This window comes from Marinoscillum luteum (assembly GCF_044005705.1).
Classification (GTDB): domain Bacteria; phylum Bacteroidota; class Bacteroidia; order Cytophagales; family Cyclobacteriaceae; genus Marinoscillum; species Marinoscillum luteum.
Map to the genome: position 1 here is coordinate 130,666 of NZ_JBIPKE010000009.1, position 14,902 is coordinate 145,567.

Consider the following 14,902-nt stretch of genomic DNA (forward strand, 5'->3'; position numbering starts at 1 on the left):
AAAATGACTAAAGAAAGAGTAAAAGTATTGATCATAGGTTCCGGTCCTGCAGGTTTTACAGCTGCGATTTATGCAGCACGTGCGGGTATGAAGCCCGTGCTTTACCAGGGCGGTCAACCTGGCGGTCAGCTGACCATCACCACTGACGTAGAAAACTACCCTGGATATCCTGAGGGAATCATGGGGCCACAGATGATGGTGGATTTTCAAAAGCAAGCCGAACGCTTTGGGACAGACATCCGCAGCGGCATGATCACGGCGGTTGACTTTTCAGGATGGCCACACAGTGTTACCGTGGATAACAAGACAGAGATCGAAGCGGAGGCAGTGATCATTTCTACCGGAGCATCTGCCAAGTGGTTGGGACTGGAGAGTGAGCAACGATTGAATGGAAGAGGTGTTTCTGCCTGTGCGGTATGTGATGGATTCTTTTTCAGAGGTCAGGACGTAGCCATAGTGGGTGGTGGGGATACTGCCGCTGAGGAAGCTACTTACCTGTCGAAGCTGGTAAATAAGGTATACATGCTGGTGAGAAGAGATGAGATGCGCGCCAGTAAAATCATGCAGCAACGTGTGCTGAACGCGCCAAACATAGAAGTGCTCTGGAACTCTGAAACTGATGAGGTGTTGGGAGAAGAAGAAGTAACAGGCCTGCGTATCAAGGACACTGTGACAGGAGAGAAGAGAGAGATTGAGGTACAAGGCTTCTTTGTGGCCATTGGTCACAAACCTAATACAGACATTTTTAAAGGATTTCTGGATATGGACAGTGCAGGGTATATTAAAACGATCCCGGGTACGTCCAAGACCAATATTCCGGGAGTATTTGCCACTGGTGATGCTCAGGATAAGATTTACAGACAGGCAGTGACGGCAGCTGGTAGCGGATGTATGGGCGCACTGGATGCAGAGAAGTTTATCGCTGAGAAAGAGGTAGAACTTCAGGAAGCGGCATTGTAATTTTGGAGGATAGAATTAACCCTATGGTCCCGACTATGTCGGGACTTTTTTTGTTATGAAGATAAATATACTAGCCTTTGCTGCTCATCCTGATGATGTGGAACTGTGCTGCGCCGGCACGCTCATCGTTCATCAGATGCGGGGCTTTACTACCGGTATTATAGACCTTACCCAGGGAGAAATGGGCACCAGAGGTACTGCCGAGCAGCGACTACAGGAAGCCAAAAGAGCAGGTGAAATCATGAAAGTCTCTGTACGCGAGAACCTTGGATTTGCAGACTCTTTCTTCACCAACGATACTGAGCATCAGCTGAAGATCGTTCAGAAAATCAGAGAATTTCAACCGGATATCGTGCTGACGAACGCGCTCTATGACCGCCACCCGGATCACGGACGCGCAGCGACCATGGTAGAAGAGGCCTGTTTCAAAGCGGGATTGAAGAAGGTAGAAACCCTGGATGCGGAAGGAAACCCACAGAAGGCCTGGAGGCCAAAGAAGACCTATTTTTGTGTACAGAGCGTCTCCTTGACACCCGATTTTCTGGTGGATATTTCGGATGCGCAAGAACTCAAAATGGAGGCAGTTCGGGCCTATAAGTCGCAGTTTTTTGACCCTAATAGTCAGGAGCCCCAGACCTACATTTCAAAACCAGAGTTTATGCAGATGATCGAAGCGAGAGCTTTGGAATATGGTCACCGCATAGGTGTGAAATATGCAGAGGGCTTTATGACCAAGCAATCACTTGGAGTGAAAGACCTTTATCACCTGATGTAAAAGGTATTTGCCCGGTCATACTCACGCATTCTCAGGAGCTGGGCCAGTTGATCCTTTTCTGCTAGCAGAAGCTCAGGAAGCTGTAAAGAGAGCCACTGCATAGCAGAATGCAAGGGGACACTGCCGTAAAAGTGATCCCGGGCAAAGTGGACATACTTAAGGACTCTGAAGGCATCCCACCATTGAAAATACCTATCCAGGAAGTTGCTGTAGCTGCCAGACTGATCTAGGATTTGGTGTAATGCTTCTTCGAAATTGTTTTCAAGATAGAAAGCCCTTAGGCAGGGAGAAACCTCTGAAATATCGAATATTCGTGTGGTATAAAGGTCTTTTAGATCCTTGTTTACAGGTCTGAGCTGTTCAAATATATCGGGGTGATAGACGGAGTAGTCATCGGCTTCATCTTCCAGGTATTTAGCAATGGCATGTCCGGTGCCAAAGGGCACCCGATCAGATACCCTGTCGGAGGGGTAGATCGTGGTTTGATTGATTTCACCAATTCCTTTGAGAGGAATGGTCTTATGGATAAAATAGAAGTCTTCACCGGCCTTTCTGGTGTTCATTCCACCTTGCTTCTGGTAGGCAGAGGATCTCACCGTAATACATGATCCGAGTGTCTGAAGCGCATAAGGATACCCGCATACCCTTAGTGCATTGGTATAGTAGCGGAGATACAGTTCATAGTTGAGAATGGCCTCATGATTGGGGCCGTGGAGCTCATGTTCGTAATGAACAAGCCCGAGGTTATTTTGAGGATCCTGATAGAAATGCTCAATGGCCTGAAGGTAGTTATCATCGCAATGGCAGTCTGCATCGTAGCAGACGATGATTCCATCCTCCTGACGATCTTCAAATACCCTGACCGCTTCGTCCATCCCGATTTTGCGTGCCAGACCCACGCCAGCTTTTTTTGGGGGGAGTTTCACATGCAATACATGCTGCTGAAAGGTGGGGATGACTTGCTGTATGGCCAGTAGGCACGCCTGGTTTTTTTGCTGAATTTCCAGAGAAGCGTTCTCCGATTCATTCACTATGATGAGCACCACCATTTCGAGTGCTGGAGGTGTACATCGATGTAAGGAGGTGAGCGCCTCGGGCAGGTGGTCTTCACAGAAAGCCGGGATCACAACGATCATCTGAGGGTTTCCGCTGACTTTGCCTGCAAGGCCGGTGGCTGGCCAGGCGTATCTTTTCAGATAAATGCTCTCTGCCTTCAAGGGGCCAATCGCTGTGTGGACCAATCTGAGTCTGATCGGGTGTAAAGAATACGGTCATGAAGGCGGCTGGCTCTTCCCTGCCAAAATTCGATGGAGTCAGGTACGATCTTGTAACCACCCCAGAAATCTGGAAGGGGAATTTTTCCATCCTTAAATTTCGCCTTCATTTCCTGTAGCTTCATTTCCAGAATGCTCCTGGAAGTGATCACCTCGCTCTGGTGAGAAACCCATGCACCCAGCTGACTGCCCAGAGGTCTGCTTAGAAAATACTTCATGGATTGCGCGGTGCTTACTTTTTCGGCCCTGCCAGTGATGATAACCTGACGCTCCAGCTGGTACCATGGAAAAAGAATGCACACCTGAGGATTCTCCTCGATCTGGCGAGCTTTCCGACTTTTGTAGTTGGTGTAAAACACAAAACCATTCGGGTCTATTGCTTTCAATAAAACGGTTCTTTGAGTGATGTGCCCACTCAGGTCGCTGGTACTCAGTACCATGGCATTCGGTTCAGTGACTTTACTTTTTTGAGCTTCGTCAAACCACTGCTGAAACTGGTCAAAGGGAGAGGCACAGACGCTATCCAAATCCAGTGAGGCCTTTGTGTATTCCTGTCTAAGTGATGCAAGATCCAGACTCATACTAATTTTACTGAGATACAGAATTAAGGTTCAAAATTGTTTTATTTGTTCTTAAACCAAAGTTACCAAGAAGGAGTGACGAAGAGGTGTCAAAATTTACTGATTTATAGTAAATCACCAGAAAAGGAGTGACGAATGAAACAGAGAATTGATCTGAAAGTAGAGAGTAGCCAGGAGTGGATTGACACGGTGGTGTCTGATTTTGATGAGTTTTTAAAGGATCATGCCAATTGTGAACGCAAGGCTTCCGCTATGGCCATGAGTTTTGTGGCCAAATATCCAAATCGTGTGGAAATTATCCCGGAGCTCATCAATACCGCAGTGGAGGAGTTGGAACATTTCCGGTCGGTCTATGCCATTATGGAAGAGCGCGGAATAGAGCTTACTCATGAAATAGGGCAAGACATCTATGTGAAGCAGCTTTTGGATAAATGTCGTGACGGTCGTGAGGAGCGATTTATGGATCGGTTGCTGCTGGCATCTCTGGTAGAGACTAGGGGTGCAGAGCGATTTAGGATGGTGTATGAGGCCATGGATGATCCCGAACTAAGACGCTTCTATCAGGAACTTTGGGCTTCTGAAGCCAAGCACGGGGAAGTATTTGTGCGGATGGCCTTAAACTATTTTGAAGAAAAGGCGGTCTATAAAAGACTAGAGGAAATGACTGATTATGAAGCCGTTGTGCTTCAGAGTTTACCACTAAAACCTGCATTACACTGATGGACTACTTTGCAACAGACCAGATCATAGAACCAGAGCGAGGAGACTTGCTGATTTCAGAGCCCTATTTGCCAGATCCAAACTTTGAGCGCACGGTGATTTTACTTTGTGAGCATGACGAGAATGGATCCTTTGGCTTTGTGCTTAACAAACGTGCTCAGTCCAGGCTGGATGAGCTGATTGAGGAAGCGGAGGGGTTTAGCACCGATGTATTTGTGGGTGGACCAGTACAGCAAAATACGTTACATTTCTTACATAAATCTCCGGCCACTTTAAAAGGTGACAAGAAAGTGGTGGATGGTGTATATTGGGGCATTGACTTTGAAGGATTGCTGAGCTCGATAAATACCAGGCAGGTGGCTAAAGAGGAATTAAAGTTCTTTGTGGGCTATTCTGGTTGGTCACCAGGGCAGCTGATGGACGAGCTAAAATCCAAATCATGGATAGTCTATAAAAAGGCTTCCCCGGAAGTGGTTTTTGAAATGAATCCGGATGACCTGTGGAGAGAGGCACTTAAGACAATGGGAGGGAAGTTTAGAGTAATCTCAAACTATCCTACCGACCCGAGACTGAATTAGTACGACGGATTTATTAAATTTATAGGTTGAAGCCAATATAGAAAGATTCCATCATGGAGGATAAGGAAAACAAATTGCCTGAAAATCTCGAGGATTTGCAGGATGGTGTTCAGGAAAACCCTGAATTGACTGACGAAAGCACAACCCCGGAAGACTCGGGCGAAACCAGCAAAGCAGAGCCGGAGGAAGCTCCCAAAGCAGAGGTGGAGGAAGCGCCTGAAGGTCAAGCGGCCGAGGTAGCCAAGACCGAGGAAACTCCAGCAGAGGAGGTGGTAGAAGAAAGCCCCAAGGAAGCTCCTGAGCCTGTTGCAGCTGTAACTGCCAACGAGGATACGCAGGATGATTCAGCGTCTGAAGATGATTCGCACGATGACGATGAGGATCATGGCGATGAAGATGATAAGCTGCTGGAATCGTTGCATTTTGATAACCCTACCAAGGATGAACTCCTGGCTGCCCTTAAAAAGGTTTCCGGCATAGAGAAAATGCGTGTGTTGGATAAGGCCCTGAAGGAGATCAAACCTCCTTTTGACCATATCTATGAAAAAGAGAAAGAGGTTGCCCTCAAAAACTTTGTGGAAGCAGGCAATGATGCTGCTGACTTTGTCTACAAAGGGGATGATACAGATGGGCAATTCTTTGAGCTATACAATCAATTAAGGAATAAGAAACAACGTTTCTTTTCTGAGCTTGAAAAATCCAAGGATGAGAACCTCAGGAAGAAAAATGAAATACTGGAGAAGTTGAGGGAGCTCGTGGATGGTGAAGAAAGCACCGCTTCGATCAATACACTGAAAGCACTCCAGGAGGAATGGAAAAAACTGGGTCAGGTGCCTGGAGCTCACGTGAAGAGCCTGTGGGCCAACTACAACGCCCTGATCGATAGGTTCTATGACAACAGAAGCATCTACTTTGAGCTGAAAGAACTGGACAGGAGGAAGAACCTGGAGGGTAAACTGGAGCTATGCGCACGTGCAGAGGAGTTGGTGAACCTGGAAAACATAAAAGAAGCCATCGTACAGCTCAATGAGCTCCACGAGGAGTTCAAACATATCGGACCGATCCCCAAGGAGGACCAGGAGCCTGTATGGCAGCGCTTCAAGGCCGCCTCTGATGAAATATATGCCAAGCGCAAGGAGTTTTTTGATGAACTCAAGCACGATCTGAACGAAAACGCTGATAAGAAGCAGGCGTTGGGTGATGAGGCGGCAGAGTTTGTGTCGTTTAATTCTGACAAGATTAGCGACTGGAACAAAAAGACCAAACAGCTGCTCGAGCTTCAGAAAAAATGGGAGGCCATCGGTGGACTGCCTCGCGACCGGGCCAAACACATCAACAAACATTTTTGGGGCAATTTCAAGACCTTCTTTGCCAATAAAAATGCATTTTTCAAAACGCTGGAGACCCAGCGTGAGGAAAACTATAACAAAAAGAAGGAGCTGCTTGAGAAAGCAGAAGCCCTTAAAAACAGTGAAGAGTGGGATCAGACTGCCAACGAACTGAAAAAGCTCCAGAATGCCTGGCGTGACATTGGTCCTGTACCAGAGAAGTATCGCAACGAGGTGTATCAGAAGTTCAAGGCTGCATGTGATACCTTCTTTGAGCGGAAGCGTGCTCAGGGCAGTGTGCAGAACAAGGAGTTTGATCAAAACCTGAAAAAGAAGGAGGAAATCTGTGCCATGCTGGAGGCCTATATCAACGCTGATACCATAGAGTTGGGTCAGGTATATGACCTGTTGGAGCAGTACTCAGAAATTGGTTTTGTACCACGAAATGCCATCAAGAAGATACACGACAGGTATGACGACATCACCAACCGACTCGTGAGTCTTGAGGATCTTTCTGATAGTCAGCGGTCGGAATTGGAGACGCAGGTGCAGTTGAGCAAGCTTAAGAACAGCCCTCATGGTGGACAGAAAATTCAACGAAAAGAAGGCGCGATTAAACGTAAACTATCGTCTCTGGAAAGTGATATAGCTACATGGAAAACCAATCTCGACTTTTTCGCGGATTCCAAGACGGCTGATAAACTGAAAGCAGATTTCAATGAAAAAATTGAAAAGGCTACTGCCGAAATGGAGGAATTGAAGAAGCAGCTACAAATGTTGAAACAGATTTGATTTTTTTCTCTGTGAGGCTTTGTAATTCTTAAGAGGAATTATACATTTGCACTCGCTTTCAGAGAAAGCAAAACCAGATTTCACTGCGGCGCAGTAGATCAGGCCTCCTTAGCTCAGCTGGTAGAGCAACTGACTTGTAATCAGTAGGTCATTGGTTCGATCCCGATAGGAGGCTCTTGGATAAACCCACTCTATGTAAATAGGGTGGGTTTTTTCGTTTTCATCGAATTGATGAATTTATGAAGGTATAGTCAGAAGGTATAGTTTACAATTATCATGCTTCTCTACATGTATCAAACAGCCTTTCCCTTCCTGCAAATTGAACTTGTATGCGGTGTTTCAGGTCTGTTTTTTTTTGATAAACAAGGTATTAGTAAGCATCTGAAATTGCTTTAACCAACTTGATAATTGGTTTTGGTTGCGATTTATTAACCTTGTGGTGGGTAACTTAAACTATGAGGTCAATAATCATTTGGTTGGGCATTTTTTGTTTCGGTTTTTTATTTGGCTGCCAGGCTGAACAGGAACAAGAAAAGAAATTCAAGGTGGGCTTCTCTCAGCCAATCATGAAAGATGCATGGAGACAAGCCATGTATAATGAAATGCAGCGTCAGCTGATATTTCATGATGAGATAGAGCTGATTTTCAAAGATGGGGATTCTCAGACCAGCATACAGATCGCGCAGATACTCCAGATGGTGGAGGATGGCATTGATTTACTCATAGTTTCTCCCAATGAGGCAGCCCCTCTCCAGCCAATCATCGAATCAGTTTTTGATCAGGGCATCCCGGTCATTATTCTGGACAGGAGGATCAATTCCAGCAAATACACGGCATACATAGGCGCTGACAACAAGCTGATAGGGAATGCTGGGGGGAAGTATATGGCTCGGCTACTGAATGGTAGAGGTAAAGTCTTGGAAGTATACGAGAGCCTTAAGATCACGGCATTTTCGGATCGACATTTTGGGTTTCGTGAGGTTATGGTGGGGCATCCTCAGATTCAGATAGATTCTGTCAAAGCCATCGCTAAGGGTGAGTCAAAGTACAGGGAGCTGATCGCCAATGAGCAATATGATGTAGTTTTTGCAGCCACGGATGTGGCGGCCAAGTTTGCGTATGATGTGGCACAAGAAGCGTATCCAGAGGGCAGGAACAAGTACTATATTGGTATAGATGCATTGCCAGGAACCGGTAATGGTCTTGAGATGGTTGAGAACGGTATTTTGACGGCTTCCATTATTTATCCCACAGGTGGTGACCTGTCTATTGATATTGCTTCGAGAATTCTCAATGGCGAGCCCTATGAGAAGGAAAACATCCTTCAGACCCTGGTGGTGGATTCTACCAACGTGAAAATCATCCAAACCCAGGCCAGGAAGATATTGGATCAGCAAACGGATATTCTCAGTTTGTCGGATAAGCTTGGGGTTATCCAGCGGGTTTTCAAAACTCAGCGGACCCTTACGTATTTGTTTGCACTTACCATGGTGATATCCATTATCATGACGGCTTCAGTGCTTAAATCTTTGGTGGAAAAGCGTCGGATCAATAATGAGTTGCAAAGCAAAAATGAGCAGATCACCCAATATGCTCAGCAGGCAGAAGAAGCAACTCAGGCAAAATTCAGGTTTTTCACCAACATCTCTCATGAGTTCAGGACACCTCTCACCCTCATCAAAGCACCGGTAGATGAGCTGCTGGAACGAAAGGAAGCCAGTTTGTTCAAAAAGGACTTAAAGCTGATCCGAAAGAATACGTTGCGGTTGTTGCGGTTGGTCAATCAAATTATGGATTTCCGTAAAATTGATAACTCAAAAATGAACTTGAGAATCAATGAGCAGCCGTTGATACCCTTTCTGAAGGAAATCATGGACTCCTTCGAAAAGCTGGCCGGAGATAAGAAGATAACTTTCAAACTGATTCACGACAATGATCAGGTGAAGCTCTGGTTTGATGGTAATATGATGGATAAGGTATTTTTCAACCTTCTGTCCAACGCATTTAAATTCACGAGTAAGGGTGGGTCTATATTCATTCGGGTGGAAACTAATCAGCTGAGTGATGAGGTGAGAATATCTGTGGATGATACAGGGAATGGAATGACCGAAGAACAGGTCACTCATATATTTGATCGGTTTTATCAGGGCGATCAATACAGAAGCCTGGGGACTGGCCTGGGATTGGCTTTGTCCAAGGAAATCATAGACTTACACAAGGGGAGCATTGAAGTCGAAAGTATCCCCAACAAAGGAACGAGGTTTGTAATCAAGCTAAAGACTGGCAAAGACCATTTGGATGAGTCCATGCTTGCCCTTGAGGAAGGCCTCTATTTGAGGTCCGACGAATCACTTTTTCCTGCAGACTATGAATCAACAGAAGAACCACTGATTCGGGAAAAATCTGAGGACGGGAGTGGTAGCATTTTATTGATTGAAGATAATGATGAGCTTCGGGCCTATCTCAAAGGCCGCTTAGGCCGTGACTACTTTGTGATGGAGGCAAACAACGTGGCAGAGGGTATTGAGATGGCGATGAATGAGGTGCCCGACCTGATAGTCTGTGATTTGATGCTAAAGCATGAATCAGGCTATGAGGTCATTCGAAGACTGAAAGAAGACTTGAGGTCTTCCCATATACCTATAGTCATCCTTACAGCAAAGTCCTCAACAGAAGAAAAAATCAAAGGAATCCGACTGGGGGCAGATGATTACATCACCAAGCCTTTTGATGTGGCCATTCTTTGCGAGCGCATACATACTTTGCTTGCGAATCGTCAGAAGTTGAGAGAGCACTTCCTGCATGAACTGCCTGTGGACCAGAAGGGCGTATCGAACTCTCGGATCGATAAAAAGTTTGTGAGTGAGTTTACGGCCCTTGTAGAGGCTAACCTCGCTGATGCTGGGTTCGGAGTAAATGAAATAGGTCATGAATTGGGACTCTCCCGAATGCAACTATACCGAAAGGTGAAGGCCCTTTTGGGGTATAGTGTCAATGACTACATCAGCAACGTCCGTCTAAAGAAAGCCAAACATTTGATTCTGGAAGGGGAGCACAATATCTCTGAAATTGCACATATCGTTGGGTTTTCAACGGCTTCATATTTTTCTACAGCATTCAAGAATCAGTTTGGTATGACTCCTTCAGAGTTCAAATCAAATCACGAGTCATGAGGATGTTACAATTTTGAAACCCCCGATCAAAATTGAAAGCGCTTTGCTGAAATTATAATTTAAAACCTCATTTAAGGCGTTATAAAAGCACTTATTTCAATGAAATAGGCCTTATAAAATCAAAATTGCAATTTATTGGTACGGCATTAGAAACTTGAAAATGACTCGTGACATAACTTGGATGAAAGTTTTCAAGATTATGAATGCACGAATTTTATATTATGCTATTGTTGTTGGACTCGCCGGATTCTTATTCGGATTCGATACAGTAGTTATTTCAGGTGCCAACCTTCCTATTAAAGAGTTATGGAATACCAGTGATTGGTTTCATGGCACCTTCATTATGTCAATGGCACTATGGGGTACGGTGGTGGGAGCCATCTTCGGCGGGTATCCCACGGACCTCATAGGTAGACGCTCCACACTGTATTGGGTAGGCGTGCTTTATCTGACTTCCGCACTAGGGTCGGCGTTGGCCACAGATCCTTATTTGTTTTCTTTCTTCAGGTTTATTGGTGGAGTAGGGGTGGGTATTTCGTCCATTGCAGCACCCACTTATACTTCTGAGATCGCCGCACCTTCCAGCAGAGGGCGCCTGGTTGCCCTTTACCAATTCAACATAGTATTGGGTATTCTGGTGGCTTTTGTTTCCAATTACCTTTTGCAAGGTGTGGGAGGTGCCAATGACTGGAGATGGATGTTAGGTGTAGAGGCCATCCCCGCTGCGGCGTATATAATCATGGTGTTGGGGGTGCCAAGGAGTCCCCGGTGGGTACTCATTCACAAAAAGGATGAGCCTGGCGCTTTGAAAATATTAGAATTAAACAATAGCGAATCTGAGGCCAGGTCGATCATAGCCAGCATCAAGCAAGATGTTAAAAATAATTTGAGTGCTCATACCAGCGTGTTTTCGGTTAAGTACAGATGGTCACTCATGTTGGCTTTTCTACTGGCCGCTTTCAATCAGCTTTCGGGCATCAACTTTATTTTGTACTATGCCCCGGAAATACTGGTGAAAGCTGGCTTTGGAAGCTCCGACTCCTTATTTAGTGCAATATTCATTGGTGTGGTCAATCTACTCTTTACCATGCTGGGCGTATTTCTGATCGATCGTTCTGGCAGAAAAATGCTGATGTACATTGGCTCAATAGGCTACATCATCAGTCTGGGCATGGTCGGATACGCTTTTTATGCTGAGCTCAGCGCGGTGTTTAAGCTGACATTTATACTCACGTTTATCGCAGCCCATGCCATTGGACAAGGGGCAGTGATCTGGGTATTTATTTCAGAGATATTTCCCAACAAGGTCAGAGCATATGGGCAGGCCTGGGGGTCAGGAGTTCACTGGCTATTTGCCGCATTGATCACCCTGTTTGGTTCTGTGCTGATCAATTCGATGAATCCCTGGACGGTCTTTTGGCTCTTTGGGAGTTTCATGGTCCTCCAGTTACTCTTTGTGATTTTCATGATGCCCGAAACCAAAGGCGCTTCCCTGGAAGAGCTACAGAGCCGCTTAGGCGGAATGAAAACGAAAAAATCTCAATCGACTATTCAAGAAGTAAAAGAAAATTATGTCGCCGAAGTGGGCAACTAAACCTCTAATTATGATGAAAAAATTACTCAACGGATTTTTGCTGCTACTGGCCACAATGTGTGCTACCGATTTGCTGGCACAGGAAGTGACCATATCAGGTTCCGTGACGGACCAGGAGCGTGGTGAGACCTTGCCAGGTGCTACCATCACTATTGAAAATGAATATACCGGAACCATCACAGATATAGATGGTAAATACACGATCACAACGGAGGCCAATGCCACCCTGATGTTCTCATTCATTGGTTATGAAACAAAGAAAATAAAGCTGAGCGGGCAAACGAGGTTAGATGTAGCGTTGGCGGCAGATTTGCAATCTCTGGAGGAAGTAGTAGTGGTAGGCTATACTTCTAAGAAAAAGAAAGATCTGGTAGGATCTGTAAGTGTCGTGGACATGGAGGAGGTTGGAAAAATCGTTTATGCCAATCCTCTTCAGGCACTTCAGGGGCGAGTAGCCGGGGTGACCTTTAATCAAACAGGGGAGCCGGGATCAGTGGGGACTAGTGTCAACATTCGTGGGTTCACCACTTTTGGGGACAATACGCCACTCTATGTGATCGATGGGATTCCTTCACAGGAGCCTCCCAACAATCTTAATGGAAATGATATTGCTTCTATTCAGGTGTTGAAGGATGGTGCAGCTTCGGTGTATGGTGCCAGGGCTGCCGCAGGAGTAATCTTGATCACCACGAAAACAGGTAAAAAGGATAAGCTGGAGATTGATGCAGGTGTGATTTTAGGTCGACAGACACGTGCCAACTATCTGGATCTTCTAAATGCTGAGGAATGGGGGCAGGTATACTGGGAAGCCTATAAGAACAGCCGAAACGGTACACCTTCATTTACCGGGTACTTTGATCTTGGTGGTAAGCCCGGCATTCCGGCAGATCCACAGCTCTATCAGCCAGACAAAGACGATCCGAGCAAAGATCAGTCCTATCTCTACACACCTGAAGGGACGAACTGGGCGGACAGGATTTATAGAGATGGTCAATCTCAACAATACTATGTGAATATATCTAATGGTAATGATAAAGGGAATGTCATGTTTGGCGCATCCTACTTCGATGAGCAAGGAACCATCATCACCTCCTATTTCAACAGGATTACTGCCAGGTTGAATTCTAACTACAATCTTACCAAATGGATGAAAGTGGGAGAGAATCTAAGCATATCTAATTCAGAGCGTGTGGGTGTTGGTGGAGCTGCCAACGATGTGGTAAGGCAGCATCCGGCGCTTCCTGTATACGATACTGATGGAGATTACGCAGGCAGAGTGGGAGACTTCCCGGACATTAGAAATACGGTCAGTCAGTTGGATAGAAACCGAAATAATACCACTAAAAGCTGGAGGATCTTTGGTAATGCACATGGGGAAGTGAGCCTGCTGGACGCACTTGATATCTTGCCTGAAGCACATGCTTTTAAACTGCGCACCAATGTGGGCTTAGACTACAGTGATTACTATGATGATTTTTTCGGATCTAGTTTACATGAGGGCGTCTATCAAATAGATAACAATAGTTATTTTAATAAATATGGTCGGGGTGTCACACTCACCTGGAACAATTTTGCTGAGTATTCATTCAGGAAGAAAGACCATAACCTCACCTTAATCGGAGGGATAGAATCCATCCAATTTAGCTACCGGGATTTGGCCGCTTCACGTACTGGGTATTCTTCAGAGACACCCAGCTACCTGACCATTAGCAGTGGAGATGACATAGGCATCGCCGAGGGTGGGCGCAGCAACTGGGGGTTATACTCAGAGATTGCCCGCCTGGATTATATCTTCAAAGAAAGGTATTTGGCCACGGTGCTTTACCGGCACGACATGACCTCAAGGTTTGCTACTGATAGAGACTTCCTGACCTATATGGTAGGATGGAGAGTGACGGACGAACCGGCCATCAGACGAGCGATAGGAGATAACGTGCTCAATGATTTCAAGTTAAGAGCCAGCTATGGGGAGTTGGGCAATCAGAATACCGGAACTCTGCATAATCAATCCACTTTTTACGGGCCAAATGATCTCAACGCAAACTATGATCTGACCGGAACCAATACCTCAGTACAACAGGGATTTGTAGTGCTAACACGAGGTAATCCATTCTTGAGATGGGAAACGACAAAAAGCTACAACATTGGAGCGGATGTTCGTCTTTTTAATAAGTCGTTGGATTTTACTTTTGATGTATATCAGAAGGTTACTACTGACCTGATAAGCAATCCTCCTTTGGCCCTGGCCATTGGCGAGGGTACTGCTCCATTTGTAAACTCGGCCCAGGTTACCAACACTGGTTTTGATATGAGTCTTACGCATTTCTATAGGAGCAATTCAGGACTTAAAATCACCAATTCTGTGCAGGTGTCAAGGTACAAATCTGTGGTAGATGATCTTGACGATAGGTATCCTTTGGGTTACGAGGGAGAAAGATACTTCGATAGTGGGGGTAGAATCGCTGAAGGCCGGCAGATGCGCGAATTTTACGGCTGGGTGGCAGACGGTATTTTCCAGAACACCGAGGAGGTGGAGGCACATGCCAACCAGACCGGGAAGGGCGTAGGGCGTATTCGTTATGCAGATATCAACGGGGATAGCATCATCAATGACGAGGACAGAACTTACCTGGGCAGTCCCCACCCGGATGTAACCCTGGGCCTCAACTCACAGGTGAAATACAAAAACTTCACACTCGATATGTTTTTCTACAGCTCCATCGGGCATGAGATTTACAACAATCTTCGGGTAACCTCTGAGTTTGCACAAATAGGTACCTACAATCGTACCTCAGCCATTTTAAATTCCTGGACTCCAGAGAACACTGGGGCTACAGTACCCATGCTCACTTTGGATGATAAGGGAAATGACGAAAGCAGGGCCTCCTCTTATTTCATAGAAGATGGCACGTTCCTGAAAATGAGGACGCTTCGTTTGGGATACAATTTTACTCCAAAAATATTCGAGGGGTTCAATGTAAACCTCTACACTGAAGTACAAAACGTATTCACTATTACTAATTATTCGGGTATTGATCCCGAAGTGCCGGGCGGATTTGACAATGGAGTTTATCCATTACCCCGCACTTTCATTCTCGGTCTAAATCTCAAACTCTAACTGACAGTC

At 45.7% G+C, this 14,902-nt stretch carries 10 protein-coding genes and 1 tRNA gene; 9 read left to right on the forward strand and 2 right to left on the reverse strand.

Annotation, left to right across the window (positions count from 1 at the left end):
- Positions 1–3: 3 nt before the first annotated feature.
- Together trxB and bshB1 are read left to right on the forward strand one after the other, a co-directional pair.
- On the forward strand, positions 4–960 hold the full coding sequence (gene trxB / locus ACHKAR_RS01925; RefSeq protein WP_395415942.1) for a thioredoxin-disulfide reductase: 957 nt from the start codon (positions 4–6) through the stop codon (positions 958–960).
- A gap of 55 nt (positions 961–1,015) precedes the next feature.
- The gene (gene bshB1, locus ACHKAR_RS01930; protein ID WP_159584472.1) at positions 1,016–1,735 is read left to right on the forward strand and encodes a bacillithiol biosynthesis deacetylase BshB1; all 720 of its coding nucleotides are present in this window, start codon (positions 1,016–1,018) and stop codon (positions 1,733–1,735) included.
- Here the strand turns inward: bshB1 and ACHKAR_RS01935 are convergent.
- Both ACHKAR_RS01935 and pdxH read right to left on the reverse strand, forming a co-directional pair.
- Entirely contained in the window at positions 1,723–2,976 is a 1,254-nt protein-coding gene (locus ACHKAR_RS01935) for a glycosyltransferase (RefSeq protein ID WP_395415943.1), read from the reverse strand. The two genes, bshB1 and ACHKAR_RS01935, sit on opposite strands and share 13 nt — an antisense overlap.
- Entirely contained in the window at positions 2,949–3,590 is a 642-nt protein-coding gene (pdxH, locus tag ACHKAR_RS01940) for a pyridoxamine 5'-phosphate oxidase (RefSeq protein WP_221413401.1), read from the reverse strand. The genes ACHKAR_RS01935 and pdxH overlap by 28 nt, the downstream gene beginning before the upstream one ends.
- Positions 3,591–3,725: 135 nt before the next feature.
- Here pdxH and miaE point away from each other — a divergent pair, with 135 nt between their 5' ends.
- The 7 genes from miaE (at position 3,726) to ACHKAR_RS01975 (ending at position 14,893) form a co-directional block, all read left to right on the forward strand.
- Positions 3,726–4,310, forward strand: coding sequence for a tRNA-(ms[2]io[6]A)-hydroxylase (gene miaE, locus ACHKAR_RS01945; RefSeq protein ID WP_159584470.1), 585 nt, complete (start codon positions 3,726–3,728; stop codon positions 4,308–4,310).
- The gene (locus ACHKAR_RS01950; RefSeq protein WP_159584469.1) at positions 4,310–4,888 is read left to right on the forward strand and encodes a YqgE/AlgH family protein; all 579 of its coding nucleotides are present in this window, start codon (positions 4,310–4,312) and stop codon (positions 4,886–4,888) included. Before miaE ends, ACHKAR_RS01950 begins: the two co-directional genes overlap by 1 nt.
- A gap of 53 nt (positions 4,889–4,941) precedes the next feature.
- Complete coding sequence (locus ACHKAR_RS01955) at positions 4,942–7,008, forward strand: DUF349 domain-containing protein (RefSeq protein WP_395415944.1); 2,067 nt, start codon at positions 4,942–4,944, stop codon at positions 7,006–7,008.
- A 102-nt stretch (positions 7,009–7,110) separates the two neighbouring features.
- Positions 7,111–7,183: transfer RNA gene (locus tag ACHKAR_RS01960), tRNA-Thr, on the forward strand.
- Between the two features lie 280 nt (positions 7,184–7,463).
- Positions 7,464–10,181: a hybrid sensor histidine kinase/response regulator transcription factor gene (locus ACHKAR_RS01965; protein ID WP_395415945.1), complete on the forward strand. Its 2,718-nt coding sequence runs from the start codon at positions 7,464–7,466 to the stop codon at positions 10,179–10,181.
- Positions 10,182–10,380: 199 nt separating this feature from the next.
- The gene (locus tag ACHKAR_RS01970; protein ID WP_395415946.1) at positions 10,381–11,775 is read left to right on the forward strand and encodes a sugar porter family MFS transporter; all 1,395 of its coding nucleotides are present in this window, start codon (positions 10,381–10,383) and stop codon (positions 11,773–11,775) included.
- A gap of 10 nt (positions 11,776–11,785) precedes the next feature.
- Entirely contained in the window at positions 11,786–14,893 is a 3,108-nt protein-coding gene (locus tag ACHKAR_RS01975) for a SusC/RagA family TonB-linked outer membrane protein (protein ID WP_395415947.1), read from the forward strand.
- The last annotated feature ends 9 nt before the right edge of the window (positions 14,894–14,902 follow it).